At 54.5% G+C, this 22,197-nt stretch carries 23 protein-coding genes; 7 read left to right on the forward strand and 16 right to left on the reverse strand.

What is annotated here, in order from left to right:
- Positions 1-106: 106 nt before the first annotated feature.
- Complete coding sequence (locus JMJ16_RS44330; protein WP_201392050.1) at positions 107-640, reverse strand: NUDIX hydrolase; 534 nt, start codon at positions 638-640, stop codon at positions 107-109.
- A 93-nt stretch (positions 641-733) separates the two neighbouring features.
- Here JMJ16_RS44330 and JMJ16_RS44335 point away from each other — a divergent pair, with 93 nt between their 5' ends.
- On the forward strand, positions 734-2,023 hold the full coding sequence (locus JMJ16_RS44335; protein ID WP_201392052.1) for a serine hydrolase: 1,290 nt from the start codon (positions 734-736) through the stop codon (positions 2,021-2,023).
- A 207-nt stretch (positions 2,024-2,230) separates the two neighbouring features.
- Here JMJ16_RS44335 and JMJ16_RS44340 read toward each other — a convergent pair whose 3' ends face one another.
- Entirely contained in the window at positions 2,231-3,148 is a 918-nt protein-coding gene (locus JMJ16_RS44340; protein ID WP_201392053.1) for an alpha/beta fold hydrolase, read from the reverse strand.
- A 319-nt stretch (positions 3,149-3,467) separates the two neighbouring features.
- Here JMJ16_RS44340 and JMJ16_RS44345 point away from each other — a divergent pair, with 319 nt between their 5' ends.
- Positions 3,468-4,169 carry a hypothetical protein gene (locus tag JMJ16_RS44345; protein ID WP_201392055.1) on the forward strand — a complete coding sequence of 234 codons (702 nt, stop codon included), beginning with the start codon at positions 3,468-3,470 and terminating at the stop codon, positions 4,167-4,169.
- Between the two features lie 54 nt (positions 4,170-4,223).
- Here the strand turns inward: JMJ16_RS44345 and JMJ16_RS44350 are convergent, their stop codons facing one another.
- The 3 genes from JMJ16_RS44350 to JMJ16_RS44360 form a co-directional block, all read right to left on the reverse strand.
- Complete coding sequence (locus JMJ16_RS44350) at positions 4,224-5,357, reverse strand: WD40 repeat domain-containing protein (protein WP_201392057.1); 1,134 nt, start codon at positions 5,355-5,357, stop codon at positions 4,224-4,226.
- Positions 5,358-5,402: 45 nt separating this feature from the next.
- Positions 5,403-5,978, reverse strand: a complete 576-nt coding sequence (locus JMJ16_RS44355) for a PadR family transcriptional regulator (RefSeq protein ID WP_307813395.1) — start codon at positions 5,976-5,978, stop codon at positions 5,403-5,405.
- A gap of 195 nt (positions 5,979-6,173) precedes the next feature.
- A complete protein-coding gene (locus JMJ16_RS44360) occupies positions 6,174-6,527 on the reverse strand; it encodes a hypothetical protein (RefSeq protein WP_201392062.1) in 354 nt (117 codons plus the stop codon).
- A 192-nt stretch (positions 6,528-6,719) separates the two neighbouring features.
- Between JMJ16_RS44360 and JMJ16_RS44365 the strand changes: the two genes are divergently transcribed.
- Complete coding sequence (locus tag JMJ16_RS44365) at positions 6,720-7,607, forward strand: haloalkane dehalogenase (RefSeq protein WP_201392063.1); 888 nt, start codon at positions 6,720-6,722, stop codon at positions 7,605-7,607.
- Positions 7,608-7,692: 85 nt separating this feature from the next.
- Here the strand turns inward: JMJ16_RS44365 and JMJ16_RS44370 are convergent, their stop codons facing one another.
- The gene (locus JMJ16_RS44370) at positions 7,693-8,661 is read right to left on the reverse strand and encodes a YafY family protein (RefSeq protein ID WP_201392065.1); all 969 of its coding nucleotides are present in this window, start codon (positions 8,659-8,661) and stop codon (positions 7,693-7,695) included.
- Between the two features lie 126 nt (positions 8,662-8,787).
- On the opposite strand from JMJ16_RS44370, the gene JMJ16_RS44375 reads away from it, so the two are divergent.
- Entirely contained in the window at positions 8,788-9,099 is a 312-nt protein-coding gene (locus tag JMJ16_RS44375; protein ID WP_236602004.1) for a hypothetical protein, read from the forward strand.
- Positions 9,096-10,115 carry an NAD(P)-dependent alcohol dehydrogenase gene (locus JMJ16_RS44380; RefSeq protein ID WP_201392069.1) on the forward strand — a complete coding sequence of 340 codons (1,020 nt, stop codon included), beginning with the start codon at positions 9,096-9,098 and terminating at the stop codon, positions 10,113-10,115. The genes JMJ16_RS44375 and JMJ16_RS44380 overlap by 4 nt, the downstream gene beginning before the upstream one ends.
- A 160-nt stretch (positions 10,116-10,275) precedes the next feature.
- Here the strand turns inward: JMJ16_RS44380 and JMJ16_RS44385 are convergent, their stop codons facing one another.
- The 7 genes from JMJ16_RS44385 to JMJ16_RS44415 all read right to left on the reverse strand — a co-directional run bounded on the left by JMJ16_RS44385 (position 10,276) and on the right by JMJ16_RS44415 (position 16,856).
- Positions 10,276-11,205, reverse strand: a complete 930-nt coding sequence (locus JMJ16_RS44385) for a BtrH N-terminal domain-containing protein (protein ID WP_201392071.1) — start codon at positions 11,203-11,205, stop codon at positions 10,276-10,278.
- 27 nt (positions 11,206-11,232) lie between these two features.
- Positions 11,233-12,057 carry a GyrI-like domain-containing protein gene (locus JMJ16_RS44390; RefSeq protein ID WP_201392073.1) on the reverse strand — a complete coding sequence of 275 codons (825 nt, stop codon included), beginning with the start codon at positions 12,055-12,057 and terminating at the stop codon, positions 11,233-11,235.
- A gap of 245 nt (positions 12,058-12,302) precedes the next feature.
- On the reverse strand, positions 12,303-13,238 hold the full coding sequence (locus JMJ16_RS44395; protein WP_201392075.1) for an LLM class F420-dependent oxidoreductase: 936 nt from the start codon (positions 13,236-13,238) through the stop codon (positions 12,303-12,305).
- A 290-nt stretch (positions 13,239-13,528) separates the two neighbouring features.
- On the reverse strand, positions 13,529-15,043 hold the full coding sequence (locus JMJ16_RS55155) for a carbohydrate binding domain-containing protein (RefSeq protein ID WP_236601972.1): 1,515 nt from the start codon (positions 15,041-15,043) through the stop codon (positions 13,529-13,531).
- A 232-nt stretch (positions 15,044-15,275) separates the two neighbouring features.
- Complete coding sequence (locus tag JMJ16_RS44405) at positions 15,276-15,581, reverse strand: hypothetical protein (RefSeq protein WP_201392077.1); 306 nt, start codon at positions 15,579-15,581, stop codon at positions 15,276-15,278.
- Positions 15,582-15,645: 64 nt separating this feature from the next.
- Positions 15,646-16,161 carry a chromate transporter gene (locus JMJ16_RS44410; protein ID WP_201374366.1) on the reverse strand — a complete coding sequence of 172 codons (516 nt, stop codon included), beginning with the start codon at positions 16,159-16,161 and terminating at the stop codon, positions 15,646-15,648.
- A gap of 2 nt (positions 16,162-16,163) precedes the next feature.
- Positions 16,164-16,856: a chromate transporter gene (locus JMJ16_RS44415; protein WP_201392079.1), complete on the reverse strand. Its 693-nt coding sequence runs from the start codon at positions 16,854-16,856 to the stop codon at positions 16,164-16,166.
- A 320-nt stretch (positions 16,857-17,176) separates the two neighbouring features.
- Here JMJ16_RS44415 and leuC point away from each other — a divergent pair, with 320 nt between their 5' ends.
- Both leuC and leuD read left to right on the forward strand, forming a co-directional pair.
- The gene (leuC, locus tag JMJ16_RS44420) at positions 17,177-18,604 is read left to right on the forward strand and encodes a 3-isopropylmalate dehydratase large subunit (RefSeq protein ID WP_201392081.1); all 1,428 of its coding nucleotides are present in this window, start codon (positions 17,177-17,179) and stop codon (positions 18,602-18,604) included.
- Between the two features lie 16 nt (positions 18,605-18,620).
- Positions 18,621-19,256 carry a 3-isopropylmalate dehydratase small subunit gene (gene leuD, locus JMJ16_RS44425; RefSeq protein WP_201392083.1) on the forward strand — a complete coding sequence of 212 codons (636 nt, stop codon included), beginning with the start codon at positions 18,621-18,623 and terminating at the stop codon, positions 19,254-19,256.
- A 183-nt stretch (positions 19,257-19,439) separates the two neighbouring features.
- Here leuD and JMJ16_RS44430 read toward each other — a convergent pair whose 3' ends face one another.
- The 3 genes from JMJ16_RS44430 to JMJ16_RS44440 form a co-directional block, all read right to left on the reverse strand.
- Complete coding sequence (locus JMJ16_RS44430; RefSeq protein WP_201392085.1) at positions 19,440-20,639, reverse strand: sugar MFS transporter; 1,200 nt, start codon at positions 20,637-20,639, stop codon at positions 19,440-19,442.
- 39 nt (positions 20,640-20,678) lie between these two features.
- Positions 20,679-21,299, reverse strand: coding sequence for a hypothetical protein (locus JMJ16_RS44435; protein WP_201392087.1), 621 nt, complete (start codon positions 21,297-21,299; stop codon positions 20,679-20,681).
- 194 nt (positions 21,300-21,493) lie between these two features.
- Complete coding sequence (locus JMJ16_RS44440; RefSeq protein ID WP_201392089.1) at positions 21,494-22,165, reverse strand: hypothetical protein; 672 nt, start codon at positions 22,163-22,165, stop codon at positions 21,494-21,496.
- Positions 22,166-22,197: the final 32 nt, after the last annotated feature.

A 22,197-nucleotide genomic window follows, 5' to 3' on the forward strand; every position in this document is an offset into this window, starting at 1 on the left:
TGGGTTTGCTCCTGGAAATCCACACTAAATACCTCTCTTCTGCTTCCAAATGTGGAGCGCGAAAGCGGAACTGATATTGACGCGACGCCAGTAGTATCTACGTGCTTTAGAGTTCATATATCGCCTTCAGGAAGGCCTGGTCTGAGGCTGAGAGCTTGAGGGGAGCCAGCTCGGTGCGTGGGCGGAATACGGCCTCTAGCTCATAGCCATCCTGCTCGCGGGCCTCGGGATGAAAGGCCTCGGGAGTGGCATGATAGATAACCTGGAGGAAATCGGGATAGGTCCGAAACGTCTCCAGGCGTGGACCCAGATAGCGGAAGTGCTTGAAACCTAGCAGGCGCGTGCTCGCCAGGGACCAGCCAGTTTCCTCCAGCAGTTCACGCCGCAGGGTTTGCATCAGTGTCTCGCCATCCTGGCGCTGTCCACCGGGGAGGAGATGATGGTTCAAGGGATCGCGAATGACCAGCACCTGATCTTCCCGCGTCACCAACGCGCGAACCGAGGTAATTAGCTCCATGGGCGGCAGTTCCTGGCTGAGATAGCTCATAACTTTTAGCGGAATTGTTCCCTCGCCCCATAACGCGTCCTCTTCGGCCACAAGAGTGGCGCTCTGAAGTGTCTGTGCCAATTCTATGCTCATCTGAGCCTCCCTGCCATGTGATTCTATGCATGACCTTTTTAGTGATATCATAGCATAAAGCTCTGTAAGCGTCGAAGTGAAAGGGAATTTGAAATGCTGAGCGAGATTGACCAGGTTGTAGCTGAGGAGATTGATCTTCAGGGGCCTGGAGTCGCCATAGCTATCGTGAAGGATGGCAAAATGATCCATAGTGCGGGTTACGGATTTGCGAACCTGGAGTGGAGCTGTCCTATTGAGCCTGATACCGTCTTTCGATTGGCCTCTGTTACCAAGCAGTTTACGGCGGTGGCGATTATGCTGCTGGAGAAGCAGGGGAAGCTACGCCTCGATGACTCAATCACCACCTATTTGCCCGATTATCCAACACATGGTCGGACGATTACGATTACTAATTTGCTGAACCATACCTCTGGCATCAAGAGTTATACCTCATTAGATAATTTCTTTCAGGAAATCTCAAAGAAAGATGTGTTGCCTGGCGGCTTAATTGCATATTTCAAAGATCTACCGCTTGAGTTTGAGCCTGGAACTGGCTATGTATACAATAACTCAGGCTATCACTTGCTGGGCCTGATTATTGAGAAGATAACAGGTATGAGCTATGAGCAGTTTATCCAGCAACATATCTTTCAACCGCTGGAAATGAACCGCTCCTATTATATGCATAACGAGACAATCGTTCCACGCCGGGCTAGCGGCTATGAGAGGATTGGTGAGATATACCGGCATGCAGAATACCTCAGTATGAGTATTCCCTACGCGGCAGGCGCACTTGGTTCAACGGTTGAGGACCTGGTACGCTGGGATGCCGCGCTACGCGAGGAACGCCTGCTAGATACAGCCACCCTAGAACGGATGTATACGCCGACGCGGCTGGCCGATGGACGGCTTGAGGAGTACGGCCTGGGCTTCCGTGTCACCGAATATGGAGGACATCGTCTCATCGGACATGGTGGTGGCATTCCTGGCTTCCATACCTTTATCGCGCGCTTTGTCGATGACCAGGCCATGATCGTTGTGCTGGCGAACGCACCCGAAACGAACGTAGAGAGAATTACACGCAAGATAGCCCGCTACATCTTTGAGCTTCCCCCCGTAGAGCGCACACCTGTGACACTGAGTGAGGCTACGCTCGATAAAGCCGTGGGGGCATACGTGGGAGAAAATGGCTTCTCGCTAGAAGTGAGGCGCTATGGGGAGAGGCTCACCACGCAAGGTTTTATTAAGGATAGCTTGCTACCCATGAGCGAGGAGACGTATTATACCAGCGAGGACAACGAGTTCGAGCTCCATTTCTCTGAGGAGCAGGCGGGCGTCTACAACGCGCTGACCCTGCGTATTCCCATCTACCGCACTATTACTGTCAGCAGGAAGCAAGGATAACCTTTTCTCGTGATAGGAGGTGTGGTGCGTACTGACAGCCTATGGCTGTCAGTACGCACCACACCTCCTATCACGTGCGAGCGCCGCAGGCGCGGGGTGTCACGCAAAAAAACACCTTGATAATCTTTCCTTGAGGTTGAGAGGAACCTCCCTGCACCACCCCTGATCGTCTTGCTGCACAATTAATGGCGAACGGAAGGCTCGCTTTCATTTTACGTTATCGCTATTGTCCAAGATTAATTTGCATACTGCCATAGCGTAGGTGTCTGGCTCTTCGAAATGGGCAAAGTGGCCGCTGTATTCAAACGTTTGAAGAGAGGCGTTAGGTTTTGTATTCTGAAATGCCAACACCTGATCTTGACTGATGACCCAATCGTACTTTCCCTTGATGAGAAGCGCGGGATGGTGGCACCGGGCGAGATCGGCTGTCGCGGAATCGAAGATACGCCCCTCTTCTACCAGTTTCTTCTGGTGAAGGGCGGCACGTTGCCATTGTTCAGGAGATAGAGGAGACGCGGCAACCAGATCCTCGAAAAAGCTCTTCTGTGGCCCATATACATAGAGGAAGTTGCGTCTCTCACCTAAGTCGCCCATAAGTTGCGAGAATGTTTCCCATAGCGTTTTCGCTGGCTGATGCTCCGAAGCTGCCGATAGACAGGCGGCGGCCTGCGCTTGCTGTCCAAGTTGGGAATACTGTTCTGCTGCTCCCGCGAGCAGAGATTTCATTGAGGAAACGAAATCAAACGATGGATTCTCGAAGAGGAGCTTGTCTATCGCATCGGGATATGCCAGGGCATACTTGAGCGCAAGATAACCCCCAAATGAGTGACCAAGCACAGACCAGCGCTCAATACCTAGATGCATCCGGAGTGCCTCACAATCTTCGACGAGATCTTGCAAACCAAATGGCTCTGTGGGGGTCAGGGGAGCAGATCGCAGTACGCCCCGCTGGTCCAACGTGACAAGTCGAAGGTGCCTGATTAGCCGCTCTCTTTGATGGAGGTCGAAATCGTAAGCTCCCGTTCCAGGCCCTCCATGCAAATAAAGTAATGTTGGAGCATCGACAGGACCACTGACCTGTACATAAAGGTCCTTTCCGCGAAGCGAAACCAATCCTTGCATCATACGTGTAGTCTTTCTACGCTTATCCAGTCTATTACTGATTTTAATAACGCGTACCCATCCTTCAGTCTACCACAAGAGGTTTCCAGGAAATAGGCAGAAGCAGTTCAGAAAATGGCTCTACTCAATTGCAAAACATGCTCTAAAAGCAAGGCCTTTGGTGCCTGTGGTGTTTCACATCCAACATACCCTCTTCCGATGTGGGCTCACGAGCTGAGGAGGATATGCTTTCCCTACTTGCAGTGGGGCAGGGGAAGAAGTACGATAGGGACGGACATATTTTTAACAGCATCGATGATATGGTGCTAGAAGGGTAGGCAAGATGCAGGAGGCCGTAAAGTGGCGTTCATTTATACCGGGGCAGATCACCGGGCCAGAGGAGGCGATTACGTTTGTGGAGGGGTGCGGCTTCTGTACCTGGGGACCGTTGCCACGCCTGCCATTTCCTAATCTGGCCGAGGCGATGGGGGAGACCGCGACCTCGGTTCTAGATCGTACCTGGTTCTGGAAGGATGATCTGCATTTCTCGCGACAGCTCTACTATGGCAAGATTGTTCAGGGCCAGCCCAGCTTTATCGCGCCTGAGTATCTCCCCGATTTTATCGCGGCCCTGGCAGGGCGTGGCCAGGAGCAGGAGCGAGATATAAATCATCTCTATTTTGCTGGTCGGCTCTCTGGTGAAGCCAAAACGATCTATGAATATCTGGACGAGCATGGCGCGCAACCATCGCGCGAGCTGAGGCGCGGCGCCAGGCTGGGAGAGAAATCCATGAAGTTGGCGACTGAGCGTGGGCTCGTGGAGCTACAACGTCGCTTCCTAATCTGCAAAGTCGACCTGACGGGGCGTACGCGCGGCACATATTCATATGTCTGGGATCTCGCGGAGCGCTTCTGCCCCGAGGCCTTTGCCGATGCGCGCCAGACCTCGCCCATGGCTGCTCGCAGCAATATTCGCGGACAACTCCGTGAGTTCGGTATTGAACCAGCTTCCCAACTAGAAAACCGGCTCTTCCTTTGGACATAGAGCGCTTGAATTCTTTCGGGATTGATAAAGTGCGAATGGAAAAGATGAATGGTTTTACCGCGTAACCCCCCAGAGGCGAACCGTTGTATCATCGCTGCCAGTAGCAATAATGGTACCCGAAGGCGACCAGCTCCCTGTAAATACACCTGCGTTGTGTCCCTGAATGGCAACTAGCTCTTGCCCGTTTTGCACTTCCCAGAGTTGTACCAGACCATAGGCGCGTGCGGTGGCCAGGAGAGAGGTATTGGGCGACCACATGACGGGATATGCCCAGCCCGCATCTGTATGACCGGTTAGAACACGTACAAGTTTGCCTTGTGCATCCCAGATCTGGACAGTTCCAGCGTCGTTTGATGTAGCAACAAACTGTCCATCTGGCGAGTAAGCAACGCCATTGGGCTGGTCCTGGGGTGGGAGCTGGTGGGTAATCTTACTACTTTGGGTATCCCACATAAATGTGTATTTATCATAGCGGTTCGAGACGATATAGCGCCCATCAGGGGACCAGGCCACACCCCAGACCGCGTAAGGATAGCGCCCGCCTGAGCTTACATACTGGCCGGGTCCCTCCCAAAGCCCAAGATTTTTTCCGTTTGTGGTGTCCCAGAGAAGAAGCGCGCCATCGGCATTCCCCGCCACCAGTCGCTTCGATGTAGGCGACCATGCCATGCTCAATAATTCTGGTCGAGGATGTGTCGATGTTGTTTGCCAGTTCAATAGTCTCTGGGTCTGCCAGTTGGTGGTTTGCCAGATCTGCACTATGCCTTTGTTGCCAGCAGCTGCCAGATAGGTGCCATCGGATGACCAGGCCATCCCATTGATGCTACCTGTTTTTCCTTGTAATGTGGCAACCTGTTTCAAGGAGGTGCTCTGCCAGATCTGAATGTGTTCGCCTGGAGCCACGGCCAGGAATCTTCCATCAGGCGACCAGCAGAGGCTGCGCACCTTGTCCTGCATATTCTCCAGGACGCCGATTTGTGCCAGGTTGTGTGCATTGGAGGCGATGATAGGCTTGAGCGTTGAGCGTGGTGTCGGCGTCGCGGGAATTTGCACAGGCGCGGGGGACTGGCAAGCGGCGACGAGGATGCTCATCGTTGCCAGAGAGCAGAAGTGGCGTCTGGAATATACTGGCAAGGAGAAGGGTTTTGCTCTTCTTGAGTGCATGTGAAGGAAACCATCCTGTTTCATAAAAAAGAACCTCCCTGTATAGGCGTTATATGAGTAAGTGCGTGGCTATCCTTGCTCTGTTTCCTGTCGAGAATGGTTTGTCAACTGCTCCACCATCCAACTACACCAGGCAACTGAGGCTTGCTCCGCGTACACGCCCGCATGGAGAGTCGCATAATTGCCAAAATCGGGCAGCGTAACATCCAGTTGCTTGCCATGCTCGTGCTCGATTCGGGCCAGGATGTGTTCATACTCAGCCAGGCGTGCAGCGTGTAACTCCTGCTGTTGCCGAAACAACGCGATAGCCTGCGCGGGGTCAGCTAGCCAGATAGCGTAAGCTTTGAGCACAAGCTCGTCGCGCGGTGGAGATGGCTCAATCGGTGAGGTCACCCATGCGCGTAAAGCTGCGAGACCACTCTCTGTCACGGAGAATAGCCTTTTGGCCGGGCGAGTAGGTTGTGCGACCACTTGCGCGGTAATAAATCCCCCCTCTTCCAGGCGGGCCAACTCACTGTAGATGTGGCTGGAATGAGCGGTCCAGAAGAAACCAATAGGTCGTTTAAGGCGTTGAGCCAGGTCATAGCCAGAGGACTCCTGGCGAGCGAGCAGTGCCAGAAGAGCGTAGCCTAGAGTCGTGATAATCTTTTATCCTCCAATATGCTATTATTCCAATATTGGAATAATAGCATATTGGAGGATAAAAGAGAAGAGGGAAGGCAGAAGGACCGAGTAACCGCGAACGGTTACCCGATCCTTCGCAACTAGCGACCTTATTTAGTGTCGGTAATCATTAGGTTTGAACTTTTTTTAACAGCTTGTCTTTAGCACTCTAGCAGGCTAGGCGCTCTCCAGGTAGCTGCCTTTGGGACTGATGTAGGCGCAGAGGTAGTCGCCGCTCTGGCAGCGGGGGAGACCATTCTTGAGACCGCTGGAGATACGTAGCGCGTTCCCGCTGGCCTGATCATTCCATTCGGCAATGACCTCGTAGCGCCAGCGACCGACCGCCGCTGGCACATTATAGAGCGGAATATCTTGCGCCTGGTTCGTGACTTGATAGTAGTTGACCTGGACCACCCTGGCCAGAACACGCCTGCCTGTACGGCGGATGCGGTAGTGCTTTCCATAGTTGGCGAGCAGCAGGCAGACACCCAATATGCCTACCATGATGAGGAGTAGAAGTGTATCAGGCATTGTGGTATCCCTCCAGACACAACTTTGTGTCCCTTATCTTCATGCGAGAGAGGTGTGATTAGTAAAAAATAGTATACCATATAGTAAAGAGGGAGGAGCTGGAGGATCTCACTCCGGCCGGAGCATGGCGTAGCACAATGTCTCCCTTTACTTATTGGACAGACCTATCACTGCACGAAGAAAGAAGGAACTATGGAAGTACTTCGGACACCAGACGAGCGCTTCGTCAACCTACCTGATTACCCCTTTGAGCCACATTATCTGGAGGTGGATGGCCTGCGTGTGCACTATGTGGATGAGGGGCCGCGAGAGGCCGCGCCGGTTCTGCTGCTGCATGGCGAACCCTCCTGGTCATATTTGTATCGTGGGATGTTTCCCTTGCTGTCCGCCGCTGGACATCGCGTTATCGCCCCCGACCTCGTCGGCTTTGGTCGCTCGGATAAGCCCACGCAGCGCGAGGACTATACCTATAAGCGTCACGTCGACTGGATGCACGGTGTCTTGAACGCGCTCGATCTGCGCCAGGTAACGCTCTTCTGCCAGGACTGGGGCGGGTTGATTGGCTTGCGCCTCGTGGGAGAGCAACCGGAGCGCTTCGCCCGCGTCATCGCCGCCAATACCTTCCTGCCCACAGGCGACCAGCCGCCCAGCGAGGCCTTCCTGCACTGGCAGCGCATGTCGCAGACCTTCCAGGGCTTTCAAGCGGGCCGTGTCGTCAAGGGCGGTTGCGTGACGCCCCTTGCGCCCGAGGAGGTTGCCGCCTATGACGCTCCCTTCCCCGATGAGATCTATATGGCAGGGGCGCTTCAGTTCCCGCTGCTCGTGCCTACAAAGCCTGATGACCCTGCCACCGAGGCCAATCGCGCCGCCTGGGAGGTCCTGCGCCGCTGGGAGAAACCCTTCCTGACAGCTTTTAGTGATAGCGATCCCATCACACGTGGCGGAGACGCAGTCTTGCAGGCCCTCATCCCCGGTGCCAAGGGTCAGCCTCATACCATTATTGCCAACGCAGGCCACTTTCTGCAAGAAGACAAAGGCCCCGATCTCGCCCGCATCATTAACGAGTTTATTGCCGGGTAAAGATGTAATAGAGGCGAGATGCGCTATTGACGTACGCACCTACGCTCCCCAGTCCATGTGCGTGCGCCCAGCATAGGCGCGTACGTCAGTAGCGCATCTCCTCACTCTCTGTGTAACTAACCAGTTTGTGGGCATGCTGGCGCAGGACCTCGCATAACTCAGGTGGGCGCTGGATGGTGAAAGACATGTCCAGGCCTGCCAGCAGGCGGGCCATCCAGGGCAGATCCTCGACCTCGACGCGCAAGAGAACTCCGCCCGCTACCTCCGTAAAGAAGGCTTTTGGGATGTGTGTCTGCCGTTGGGCCTCATCTAGGGTTGCCTCCAGTCTTACCTCGATCTGCCATATCCTCGGTACTGAGGCAAGTGCCTGTTGCACCGCTTCTAGGGCGGGAAAGTTGATCCGTGGGGGAAAGGTTTCAGTAGTCATCTCGATATGCTCGATCCGGTCCAGGCGAAAGAGGCGTTCACCTTCACGCAAGTGGCAGTAGCCGATGGTGTACCAGAAGCCCCTGTGATAGGCGACTCCATAGGGATCAAAGTCTCGTTCCGTTACCTCCGAACGCGGCGAGCGATAGTGCAGGTGTACTCGTCGCCCTTCCTGAATTGCCGAACTGAGGACCATTACCGCCAGGCCCGAGGGTGCCTCCGATGTGGCTCCGCTCTCGAAGGCCACTGTCTGCGCGACTGCCTGGATGCGTGAGCGGGTCTCGCTCGGTAGGACGCGCTCAACCTTGGCCAGCACCCCCTCAAAAGAGGGAACACTCCTTGATAGCCCCGATTGACGAGCCACCAGCAACGAGAGCGTCAATGCCAGGGCCTCATCCTCTGTAAAGATTAGTGGTGGGAGTTTGTAGCCAGCTCGCAGGCGGTAGGCTCCATAGCGCCCCCGTTCAGCCTCCACGGGAATGCCCAGGTCAACCAGGGTCTCAATATAGTTGCGAACCGTGCGGACATCCACCTCCAGCCGACGCGCCAGCTCCGCGCCGGTCATGCGTCCATGTGCCTGGAGGAGTTCTAAGACCGTCAGCACGCGAGCCGTTGGGCGATAGACCAATTCCTGCTCCTATCTCAAAGCGCCTTTAATTAGGAACGATTCTATCAGCTTATCAGGCTACAATCAAGCATGTAGAGGATAAATGCTGTATCAGAAAGGAATAGGAAGATATATATGTATGCTGTGATGCGAAAAATCAAAGTTCAGCCACATTTGATAGACACGCTGACGCAAAAGACAAAGGACGTCTTTGTGCCAGTTCTCAAGAATGAGCCAGGTTTTATCGAGTTTATTGTGGTTCAGTTTGGAGAGGGCGAGGCGGTGAGTATCAGCATCTTTGAGACGCAGGAGGCGGCCGAAGAAGGCAATAGAAAGGCCTTCGCATGGGCTGGAGAGCATCTCTTTCCCCTGGCTGAGGGACCAGCCGAGATAGTAGGTCTGGGCAAGCTTCTACTCTATCAGCAAAAAGAAGTTGCAGAAGAAAAGCGTATCTCATGAAAAGCTATCATATAAACATGGGCGCAGGCCTTGAGGGGCTTGTAATGAGGGAACAAGAAGTACCAGTACCTGGCTCGCGCGAAGTACTGGTGAGAGTGCGAGCTTGCTCACTCAATGCACGAGAACTGCTGATCCTGCTGCTTGGCTACTATCCCTTGCCTGTGCGACCAGATGTGATCCCGGTCTCCGATGGTGCTGGAGAGGTCGTAGCCATCGGTGAGGGGGTGAAGAGTGTCAAGGTGGGTGACCGCGTGGCTGGCGTTGTCTTCCCTCGTTGGATTGACGGTCCCTTTCAGGCGGAGGTCGCCGACCAGCTTGGTGGTTCGCTGGATGGCATGCTGACGGAATATGCCCTTTTGTCAGAGGATGGAGTAGTTCCCATCCCGGATCATCTCTCTTTTGAGGAAGCGGCGTCCCTTCCCTGTGCCGCGCTCACCGCCTGGAATGCTCTCACTGGTGGGATGGGACTCCAGGTTGGCAACAGTGTGCTCACCTTGGGATCAGGAGGAGTCTCGCTCTTTGCCCTCCAACTCGCCAAAATCGCTGGCGCACGGGTCATAGCGACCACTTCGAGTGCTGAGAAGGCCGAGCGGCTCAAGGCGCTGGGGGCGGATCACGTGATCAACTACCGCACGACGCCTGATTGGCATCTCGCGGTGCGCGAATTAACAGATGGGAGAGGGGTCGATCACGTGGTCGAGGTCGGCGGACCTGGTACAATTGTCAAGTCGATCAGTGCGACCAGGATCGCGGGAGAGATTGCCGTGATCGGATCGGTGGCGCGCGACAACACGGACGATAGAGGAATTCACCGCGCCGTCTTCATGGGGACCGCTACCCTGCGAGGCATCTCCCTTGGCAGTCGTGCGCAGTTCCTCGCCATGAACCGCGCCATCGCCGCCAATGGCATGAGGCCAGTCATCGACCGCGTGTTTCCCTTTGCGGAGGCGAAAGCTGCCTATCAGTATTACAGCGAAGTCCAGCCTTTCGGCAAAGTAATTATTAGCCTGAGTTAAGGCTTTTTACTGAACATCCACTGTTTGTTGATAATGAGGATGTGGGTTGATAGCTCTAGAGCTATCAACCCACATCCTCATCATTATTCTTAGCACCATTGTTCTGTGTTCATGCTCATCGCTGGCTGGTCTGCATGGACTTCCCGAGTCTCAACAATGCTCAAACAAGTGCGGCGATAAACTCCTCCTCACGCTCCGCCAGGCGTTCCAGCAATTCAGGCAAGGCAGCTCGCTTGTTGGCTACGGATGTGTGCTGGAGCTGGCCATAGAGCTGGCATTCTTCCCAACGGATGGCTGCGGCTGTGGGAAGCTTTTCACGAAGGAAGAAGGCGCTATCCAGACAGCGTTGTGCCGATACTTGCCAGCTAAAGTATGGCAATGGCCCCAGGCCAATCTCTGGCCATGCTTGGAGATCGCCTGCCAGGGTACGCATAGCGGTGGGACCATAGAAGGCCGTGGGTCCACCGGGAAACAGTTCTCCTGCCTCCCACGCAACGTTCTCGCGGGCGCGGGCCAGCGTCTTTTCCCAGATCTCTTCCTCAGTTGGCGGCTTCCCCTGTGCTCCGATTTGCCATAAACCGTAGGGTTTGCCCGTGTAGATGTCGCGCTGCCAGGCAGCCAGAAAGTCGCTCAACGGGAGGGGGGTAGCCACATAGCCTGCTGGATCGTGGACAATCACCGCGTCGGACTGCAAAGCCAGTACCACAATGGCATGGTCGCTGCCATAGAGTTGGGTATGATTAGGTATGTACGTGAGATATCCCATATCGAGCATGCCAGTCACGACCGGACCCGACTTCAGCGCGTCCTCCAGGCTGGCCAGCGCGGCAGCGTCATTCTGGGAACTTGTATAGGTGTAGCTATAATTCAAAGTACGCAGCAGGTGTTCGCCTGCGCGATGATATACATAGCCATCGACGGCAAAAAGGCTCTGCTTATCGCGAATATACACAAAACCGAATGGTTCGCCACTTACACATTCCAACCACTCAACAGGATACGTATGCCCCTGATGGGCCAGAACCATCTGTAAACTTTTTATTAGACAATAGCTCATTCGTCCCTCAAAGGGAACCAGTGGAAGTGTCATCGTAATCTCTCCTGTTTCTGGAATACGTTAGCTCACATCGCAAGCGGGCAGCAGAGGATACTGGATTTCGGTAATGTAGGACGCCGGATCGTCTGTGTGCGTTGGATTGAGGTGATAAATCTCGCGGCATGGTCCCGCTATGCGATAGCTGCTTGTCGAGAGCCAGCGATCCAGCGCGCTATAAGCGCTGCTGATGTTTCTATAATCACCGCGATAAATGACGCACGCGACCTGCTCCCCGCCCGCAAGCCTTTCACAGCAGAGATCGGCCAGGGAAGGAGGCAAAGCAGTGACTGACATGCCCACAAAAAGATCAAATCCTTCATCCAGTTGACTCTCATCATAATAGAGATGGATCAGAGGGCCACTTGAGACTACCCCGTGTTGCTCGCAATGACGCATGACCATTTGTGCGAAAGGGCCAATCTCTGCGGTTGTCGCGACGCACTGGCGGAGACCAACCAGCGTAAGTGGCTCGGTCTGTTTGAGCGCGACATCATACAGCGGAACACGGTCAGCGTCGGCCAGTTGCTGTGTGCGTGCAATCATGCGCTGGAGACGCGCCTGCTCATCCGCAACGAGTTGCTCCTGAGCCGCTATCCGCTGGTGTAGCAGTGCCTCGACCGTCTTCGTGTCGTAGGTTTGCAGCAACCGTGCGATTTCTTCCAGCGTAAAGCCGCAGTCTTTGAGCGCCAGAATACGCACCATATCGACCAGTTGCCCGATTTCATACAAGCGGTAGCCGCTCTCTGGATAGATCCGCGCTGGCCGCAGCACGTTCAGTGCGTCATAGTGTCGCAACGTTTTTATCGATACCTGGCTGAGACGCGCAAATTCTCCAATCTTGAGCATAACCTTCTCTTCCTCCGCTTCTAAAGAGAGCTTACATCCTCCCCTTAGGGGAGAGTCAAGGGAAAAGTGAACTATCTTTTGATGTGGCTAAAGAAATTACTTCATAGTATATAGCGGGAAAGATGATGTATGGAATAGAGGGAAAGATGGTATATAGGATAGCGGGAAAGATGATGTATGGGGACGTTGTACCTGATACGCGGCTATCTCCCCTGGAGAAGTAGCCGCGTACGCCAGTAGCGGGTTTATTTAGCGATAAACTCCTGCGCGAAGCGGTGAAGCGTTGTCAGGTCGGTCGCGCTGGGGAAATCGATAATGATCTCGTGAATACCCAGCTCCTCCAGGGCCGCGATGCGCTGGCGGATGGTCTCGGGGCTGCCCACGAGGGAGGTATCTCTGAGATTGCCTCTGGCTTTTTCGGGGACCAGGGCCAGGGCCTCCTCGTCAGTATCGGCGATGGAGCAGAATGAGCCAGTCGTGTTATAGATGCTGCTATAATCGCGTCCCACCGTCTCGCAGTGCTGCTTGAGCACTCCAAGCTTGTGCTTGATGGTTGCCAGGTCGCCGCCCACATTGCAGGCGTCGCCATACTGGGCTACCAACTTGAGCGTCACTTTCTCGCCGCCACCACCGACGAGGATGGGAGGGTGTGGCTTCTGCACGCCTTTGGGCTGGTTGATTGCGCCGCGTACCTGGTAGTACTTGCCCTCGAAATGGGCCTCTTCCTGCTCCCACATGGCGTGAATAACCTGGAGAGCCTCACGTAGCATACGCAGGCGCTCAGGCGCGTCGGGATAGGGATAGCCATATGCCTTATACTCATGTTCATACCAGCCCGCGCCAATGCCGAAGTTCAAACGGCCATGGCTCAGGACATCCAGTGTACTCGCCATCTTGGCCAGCAGGGCGGGATTACGGTAGCTATTGCAGGTCACGATCTGCCCGATGCGCACGCGCTTGGTATCGCGCGCGATAGCTGCCAGCGACATCCAACTCTCAAAGGTGACCTCCTGTGTTGGCGTGGGAACTGTGTGGAAGTGATCGACCATCCACACCGCCTCAAAGCCTGTCTCATCTGCGGCCTTTGCCACATTGGTCATCGTCTCATATGCCTCAACGGGATCCTTAATACCCACCAGGCTCATCGTCCAGCCATTGGGAAGCGAGATACCGTATTTCATGCATAACCTCTTTTCATCGCAAAATATAGAAGAATATCAATATGGATAGGGGAGTTTTTACCCAACTTCCACCATACCCCCCTCTCGCGCCAGCCTACAACTGGCCCCTTTGATTATAGCCCAACATCAGGCCGAGACTCAACGTCAGCAGTTTATTCAGGCTACCAACCAATATGTCAGAAGAAATACAAAGTTGAAAAAGGTGTGTGGTGGCGATCTGGCTCTGCCAGATCGCCACCACACACCTTTTTCTGTTCACCATAGCGCGGCGAGATTTTGTTTTCTATAGTCTAACTAAGGGAGACGTCATCCACATAGACGCTGCCCTGGGCGTACCAGCCGTGAATGTAGATGGTAGCACTGCTCTGCGAAGCGCTCGTTGTGAAGGTCACACTTAAGCGCGTGTAACTGCTGCTACTGGTCCAGGTGCTGGTGCCATTTTGTACCCCCAGATAGGCATATGGTCCATCCACATAGGCGCTCAGGGTGTAAGTGTGGTTGGGCTGGACGCTGATGGTCTGGTCACACTCGCCCGTGGTCGAGCTGCTGGGGACCATCGCCAGGGCATGTGAGCCGCTGTGGACCGGACTGCTTACCACGCTATCGCCTGCCTGGCAGGTCCAGCTGGAGAGGCTGCCTGTCTCAAAGCCGGGGTTACTGACCAGGTTTCCGCCAGTTGGAGGCGTGGGAGTGGGAGTAGGCGTCTTTGTCTGGGTAGGTGTTGGCGTGGGCGTCTTTGTCTGGGTGGGAGTAGGTGTAGGTGTGCTACCGCCACCACTGCTACCGCTGGTGAAGGGCTTCCAGAGATTGGTGAAGGCGTAGGCGCTCTGTGAGATACCGCTACAGGTATCGGAGGCGGTCGTTGAACCGGCGCAGTTGCCGTTATCGCGTGGTACTTCCCAGAAGGCCAGCTCGCCAATCTTATTTGTCTGGGCGAATGAGAGCACCTGCGAGGCATTGCTCAGGCTAAAGACCTCGCCTCCAGAGTCGTTCTGCCCAATCATGGGCGTGATGCCGACCATGGCCCAGAGCTGGCTGGAACTTTTCGAGGGGAAGATGCTCTGTAGCTCGGAATGGAGACCATTGGCCGCGTTAATGGACTCCTGCCCCATCTGACTATCGGGCGAGCCGTAGTCCATTGTCATAAGGTTGACAATGTTGAAGTTGACGCCATGCGAGACCGCGTTATTCAGCAGGCCCAGACTATCGCTGAGCAGGCCGGTAGTCGCGGATGGGAGCGTGAACGAGATGGTCAGGCCAGGATTAGCGGTCTGCAACGCTGCCAGGGCCGTATTGCGACGTGTGTAGGTCGTCGAGTCGCCCTGCTCGCCGCCCTCGATATCGAAATCGAGATGCGTTGCATGGTACTGGTTAATGACGGCCTGGTACTGCGCCTGCAAGGAACTGACGGTGCTACAGGTCTGCGCCAGTTCCTGACCGGCCTCGCCGCCAAAGGAGATAATGATATCGCCGCCCTGAGCGCGCAGGTAGCTGATATCGCTATCCAGGTTGGGCAAGTAGATACTGGTCTGATTCAGCGGGATCGTACCGGCCCAGTCAGCATTGCAGCCATTGCCGGTAATAAAGGCCAGTGTGTAATACTTTTGTCCGGTTGCCTGGGCAACCGACTGTAGCGAGGCACCAATGGTGACATCCTGATAGGGAGCGAAATACGAAGTGGGAAAAGACGTGGCGGCATGGGCCTGACCGGCGTTGCCGATCTGCATCAGCCCAGCTGTCACCGCGCTGGTGAGCAGTAAAAAGCCTGCCGCGAGCACAAAAAGCATCCTGCGTGAACGATTCATGCAGCTTTCCTCCTTGAAAACTTGGCAACAGCGAATGAAACAAAAGAAGGCGTTTCACGCGTTGCCCCTACAAAGGGGTTGGTGTACCAGGCGCCTGGAAGAGATCCTTTCTTCACAAAGCTGATACATACTTATAACTGTACTGTTGAAATGAGTTCTTGTCAAGACGTCTAGACCACTAGTTGTATTTTATGCTACTGGTTGAGGTAAGGATGGGAGAGCTTTCTTGGGATTAAACATCTTCCTGGGAAGAGAGCCAGAATTGCAGGCGGGCGCGTAGGCGTTGGACGTCGGCGGGGGTTAGACCAGCGCGTTGGCAGCGCTGGGCGAAGAGTTGATCATAGTTCTGGTGGGCTGCGAGAACCTGCTGGAAGGAGTCGAGCAGCACCTCTTCGTTCTGGGCGAAGGTCGCGTAGTAGCCCGCGTCGCCGCCAAGGTTGACCGCGAAACGGCGACATGCGGCCAGGATGCGCACGCAGCGCTTCTCATCCTCGCGCAGGGCTGTGAGTTCTTTCATATCATCTGTATATTCTGCCATGTCTGCTCCTCGTGTCTATGGTTTTTTATGTATTGTAACCTATGCCCGCTACTGGCGTACTCTTTTAGTGGAGGCCATAGAGGAGGTAGCCTGCTCCCATGGCTAGAAGCAGGGTCAGGAACGACCCGATGCGGCGGTTCATACAGAGAGCGCAGGCTGCCAGGCAAATCAGGACGCTTCCAATATCGATGGTACGTCCATCCAGAATAGACCATGCTGCGCTCAGCAGGATGCCAATCGAGACCAATGAGAGGCTACGGATAACCGCCTGTGCCCAGGCCTGGTGCTCAATGCGGTGGTATGCTGCCTCCAGCGGAAGGATGAGTAGCGGGGGAAGCACCAGGGAGAGCAGCGCCAGGCCTGCTCCAGGGAGGCCATATGTCAGGTAGCCCAGGCTGACCGTCCAGAGACCATTGGAGCCAGGGCTAAATTGCCCAATTGCCAGCGCCTCGCCAAAGTTAGCTTCTCTTGCCCACCCCTTACTCAGCAGATCGCGATGCAAACTAGCAAGGTTGCCCACTGAGCCGAAAGAGAAGAGCGAAGCCTTGAAGAAGAGTAGAAAGTAAATAAATGGATTCATGTCTATTGCCTCCTTTGGGCTGCTGCTTGTCTTGGAGCAAGCCAAGTGCGTAGGGGAAGAAAAAATCCAACACTCAACAGGGCCGCGCCTAGCATAACCAGTACGACGTCTATATGCCAGAAGATCAATGCGCTGGCGCTGCTTAGAATGATGACCAGGCATTCAATGAGGCTCAAGCTATCGGCCTTATAGCTCTTCTTTACCAGTGGTTGGGCAAACTTAAGCGATAAGGTAAGCATAATGCCAGCCGTAGCTGGAATAACCCCCTGAAGCATGGCCTGCACTGCTGGCAGGTTCTGTACAGCCTTAAAACCAGCTGAAAAGAGCAGTGTAATGAGCGCACTGGGTATAAGTAGCCCGGCGAATGCTGCGATGACATTCTTCCATCCGCCGATCTTGCGAAACATTAGAATCATTGTCGCGAACATGACGATACCCGGTGAAATCTGACTTAAGCTCCAGTAGCGACTATACTCCTCTTCCGTAGCCCATTTCATCTGTTCAATGCATTTGCGCTGGATCAATAACAACGTCGCTGATCCCCCACCAAACGACATGACACCAATTTTGAACCAGGTAGTGAATACAACCCAGCAGGAAGGTTTATTAAGAAACTGCTTCAGAGTCGTCTGCTGCTCGCTTTCTAGAGCGCGTATAGATGCCTTCTCTTCTGTATCAGACATTTGTGGATGCATAAGACAATCTCCTATCACGTAGCTTGCCAGGCGTAAAGAGCTGAATAGGCAAAACTTGTGTATGTTTCATTTGTTCATGAGTATAGCTTGCGCCCGATGATATGTCTAATACTTATTTATTTAAATTTTGATAACAAAAAAGCATCACTGCCGGAAAAAGCTAGATAGTTGATGCCTTTAAGTTGTCAATTTTTTACAAAATAAGTATTAGACATATCACTTGCTGATGGTTATACTGCTTGTAAAGGCTGACTTGCCTGTGTTACAGAATTATAGTAACACGTATGTCTTGTCATCATGTTGTGAAAGGGACAGTTTCTATGCCACAAGCAACGAGAACACAAACGATGTTTGAGAAGATCTGGCAATCTCACGTGGTACGCGAAATTGAGGGGCAGGGATCGCTTCTGTATATTGATCGCCATCTTATCCACGAGGTTACATCACCACAGCCGTTCGCGGCTTTGAAAGCGGAAGGGCGTAGTGTGCGCCGACCCGATCTGACCTTTGGCATGATTGACCATAGTATTCCCACGACTCCTGTTCGCGCCTATGGTCGTCGTAGCCAGGTCCCCATTCTGGATAGGCAGGCGGCAGTGCAGGTCGAGATGATGGATCGTAACGCGCGCGCTGCTGGTGTGCAGTTCTTCTCGGTCGACGATCCGCGCAATGGTATTGTTCATGTGGCTGCACCGGAGCAGGGGGTTACGCTACCAGGGACGACCATTGTATGTGGTGATAGCCATACCGCGACGCTGGGAGCTTTCGGCCTGCTCGCCTTTGGTGTTGGAACGAGCGAGGTTGAACATGTACTGGCGAGCCAATGCCTCTGGCAGGTCAAGCCAAAGACGATGGAGGTTCGTGTCGAGGGAAGCCTGTCATCGGGCTGCTCGGCGAAGGACCTGGCGCTCTACATCATTGGCTTAATCGGCGCCAATGGTGGTACTGGGCATTGCATCGAGTTTACTGGTCCGGTCATTCGCTCGCTCTCAATGGAGGGACGCATGACGCTGTGCAATCTGGCGATTGAAGCTGGAGCCAGGACCGCGATAATCGCGCCGGATGAGACGACTTTCGCCTATCTGAGCGGGCGCCCCTTTGCTCCCCAGGGTGAGGCATGGGACCGGGCTGTGGCATCCTGGGAAGCACTGGCGACAGATGAGGGCGCGCATTTTGATCGCGTTGTGATTCTGCAAGCGGATGCGATCTCGCCGCAGGTGACATGGGGAACCTCGCCCATGATGGTCGCCTCTGTCACGGGCCAGGTTCCCGCGCCTGAAAGCTTCGCTGACGAGCCTGCCGCGCGCCGCGCTCTAGCTTATATGGGACTGGAACCCGGAACGCCGATGAGTGAAATTCGCCTGGATCGTGTCTTCATCGGCAGTTGTACCAATAGCCGTATCGAGGATTTACGCCTGGCTGCCTCTTTTGTCAGAGGTAAGCATGTCGCGTCAGGCGTCAAAGCCATAGTTGTGCCGGGCAGCGGATTGATCAAACAGCAGGCGGAAGTGGAGGGCCTGGACCATATCTTTGTAGAGGCCGGCTTCGATTGGCGTGAGCCGGGATGCAGTATGTGTGTGGGTATGAACGGTGATCGCCTCGCCGAGGGTGAGCGCTGTGCCAGCACCTCGAACCGCAACTTCGAGGGGCGGCAGGGAATGGGAGGCCGCACGCATCTCGTCAGTCCAGCGATGGCTGCTGCTGCCGCTATCGCTGGCCACTTCGTTGATATTCGCACCTGGGAGTAGAAAAGGGAGTATCTGTATGGAGGCTTTTACACAGCATCAAGGTATTGTAATGCCGTTGGATCGGGAGAATGTAGATACTGATGCCATCATTCCGGCGAGCTATCTGAAAATGGTTACCCGAACAGGCTATGCTGAGGGGCTCTTCACCAACTGGCGTTATTTGGGCAAGACCAGGGAGCCCGATCCTACCTTTGTGTTAAATATGCCGCGTTACCAAGAGGCGAGTGTTATTTTATCGCGCACCAACTTTGGTTGTGGCTCGTCGCGTGAGCACGCGCCCTGGGCCTTATATGAGTATGGTTTTCGGGCGATTATTGCCGTTGGTTTTGCTGATATCTTCTATAACAACTGCTTTAATGTTGGTATTTTGCCCGTATGCCTGCCAGAGAACGTGATTCAGTCGCTTTTTGACGTGGTTGAGGCTACGTCGGGCTATGCCCTGACCATTGATCTGGCTTCACAGCGTGTCGTCACACCAGATGAGCAGGTATACTCCTTCGACATCAATCCCTTTAGAAAAGACGTGCTCATGCAAGGGTTGGACGCTGTTGCGCGCACACTACGTTTTCAGGAAGACATCGCGGCCTTTGAGGCAAGTCGCAAAGAGAGCGCGCCCTGGTACGAGACCACTATCGCAAGCACAGGGAAATAACTCATGCATAAAAACGCTATTATCTGGTTGGGACACGCAACGTTCCAGTTTATAACGGTGCGTTGAAGTCATCGAGATAGCACATGGTCAAAACCATCGCCATCAATGGCTGATGATCTGTGTGCGCTACTGGCGTACGCGGCTACTGACCTAGAGTAGCCGCGTACGCCAGTAGCAGGCTTGTTATGCGTGCGAAGCTATATGTCCCGCTAACACGCGCCAGAGGATAATCATCGCCAGAGTCAGGAGGATGATAAAGGGCATGAGCGTCCAGATGCCCACGGCCTGGGCCAGCAGGCCAGCTAGCCAGGGGAAGACGCCCAGGCCGATAATGCTGACGCTAATCAGGAGGCTGATCGCGCTTGCCGCCAGGTGGGCGGGAACCAGCTTGGGCATGATGGCAACCGTGAGAGGATAGAGCGGTGCCACACCCAGCCCCATAAGGCAGAAGGCCAGAGCCGCGCTAATGCCCGAGGGCACAAGCCAGGCCAGGAGCGCGCTGAGCACGATACAGATCAGGCAGATATAAACAAGAACGGTTGAGCTAATCCCCATGCGTTCGGCTTGGCGCTGTAAGAAGAAGCGTCCCAGCGTCAAACCCAGCCAGTAGCCACTCACGATCCAGCCCGCGATGAGCGGACTCTGAGCGCGCTCATTGAGCAGGAAGGTGTAGCCCCAGCTGCCCGCGCAGGTCTCCACACCGACATAGACGAGCAGGAAGAGAGTCGCAATCCAGACCACAGGGAGTTTGAGCGTCGCGCCAAAAGTGCCCTCTTTCTTGGCTGGCTCGTCTCTCTGAGTATCCTGGATATTCGCAGGCACGCTAAAGAGTGGACCCAGGCCGAGCGCCAGGGGCAGGCAGAGTACGACGAGGAAGAGATACGCGATATTCCAGTCCCAGAGAAGCGTCAGGAGCGCGCTGACGAGCAGGGGGCCAAGCAGTGATCCCACGCCGAAAAAGGCGTGCAGGTTGTTCAGGAGCGTCTCCTGCCTGGGCTGTGTACTGATATAGATATTAAAGCCTGTTTCGATGATGCCCGCGCCCAGGCCAATGCAGAGGCGAGCCGCGAAGAGCCAGAGAAATGGCAGGCGCAGGCCAAAGCCTGCGAAACCGAGGATAAAGATGGCTGTCCCCATGAGCAAGAGCCAGCGCAGCCCAAACTTCTCAATGAGCAGACCACTACTTAAGGACGAGAGGAAATAGGCGAAGGGCGAGACGAGCAAGAGCAAGCCAATCGTGGCGTCTCCCACGTGATAGTACGCGCTCAGGCTGGGCAGAATGGGACCGCTTACCCCGCTACTGATGCCCACAAGCATAAAACCAAAGAAAGATAACCAGATCGAGAAGCGCCGAGAGGAGGGTACGGATACAGCGTTTTGCATACTAAAGCTTTCTTTTGATTGCAATAAGAAATACCCTGGCTATGCGTTGGGCTGGAAGGAGTCGAGCACCGTATCGAAGAGGCCATCATACCCGCCTGAACCCTCGCATATCACAAGTTTATAGAGGCTGGCCTGGTCCTGCCCATAGGCGATATCGTAGTAGAGTGCCTTGCCATCCCTGGAGACCTGAACGCGCGTCGTCCACCAGGAGATGTTATTGAACGTCTGCTGCTTGATGGCGCCAGGGCTGGCTGCCTGTTTAACCAGTGTATCCTCTTGCAGACTATTTTTCAATGAGTTACTGATGGGCATTCCCGCAAGCTTCTCTGCGTCAATCGTCGTTTCCTGGTTGTTGGGGGCCGTGAGCAGCACCGTGGCGTCGCTCTCCTGTGTTTTGTTCCAGTTGGCGGGATAATTGAAGGCGAAATAGCTGTTGTGATAATTCTGCGTGCCGCCATCGGCCAGCGCCTTACCCTGGGGCGTTGGGGTCGGCGTAGGCGTGCTGTTAGTGGTTGGTGTAGGGGTTGGGCTGATTGTAGCACTTGTGGGTACTGGTGTGGGCGTGGCTGAGATACTATTATTCTCTCCACAGGCGACCAGCAGGATAAGCAGGGAGAGAGCGAGGCCGAATAGAAAATGCAAAGGCAAAGCTTTTTTCATAGTGATCATACTCCGAAATTAGCTGATTCAGGATTTTGGATTGTTTGGTAGTAAGAGATGCCAGCTAAATAGAGTAACGCATGTGAATGCGACAAAAGCACGCCTAGATCGGCCATATACTAAGAGGTTTTAAAAAAAGCACGGCCCGACTCTGCTGAAGCACGCGTCGGGCCAACGGCCAGGAATCGACAGTTTTACCCGCGCAGGCTTTCGTCTGATCTGGTGCTAGTGGCGGGACGGCGACGCAGCGCGACGACCGCTGTTCCCAACCCAATGAGTCCTATCAGAGCGCCCAGTGAGCCAACGAGGACGCCGGTATTCTTCGCGTCCTGAATCTGAGCTTGTAGATCGCTATTGCCTTGCTGGGATGTTGTGCCCTGGCTGGCGGGATAGGAAGCGATATGCTCCACCTCGCTGAAAGTATTGGGGCCACTGGTGAACTTCTCATCGATCTTCTGCCCATTGAGGGTCCCGGTGAAATGGAAAGTGTAATCGCCGGTCTTGGTCGGAATGAAATCGGCGGTATACTTGCCGGGCGCGCCATCGACCGGTGTCAGGGTAAGAGCCAGAGGGGCGGAGCCACCTGTACTTACCTCTGCCTTTAAGCTCTTATCCGCATCATTAAGCGGATTGGAGACGGGGCCGTCATCGCCGCCACCCGCGATTTGGCAAGTCTTGCCATTACAGATGGTTAGCGAGATTGCGTTCTGGGTATTCGCATAGGCTGGCTCGTTGAGAAAGCCCACGATAAAGGTGTAGTTGCCCACATGACGTACCTCGTGTGCCGAGGCGGAGGACAGGGGAATAAGTGCCAGCAGGAGCGCTGCCAGCACACCCAGACTGCTTATAATCAAGCGCTTGCGCATAAAATGTAGCTACCTTTCACCGATCTACTCTT

It is taken from the genome of Ktedonobacter sp. SOSP1-52, assembly GCF_016587395.1.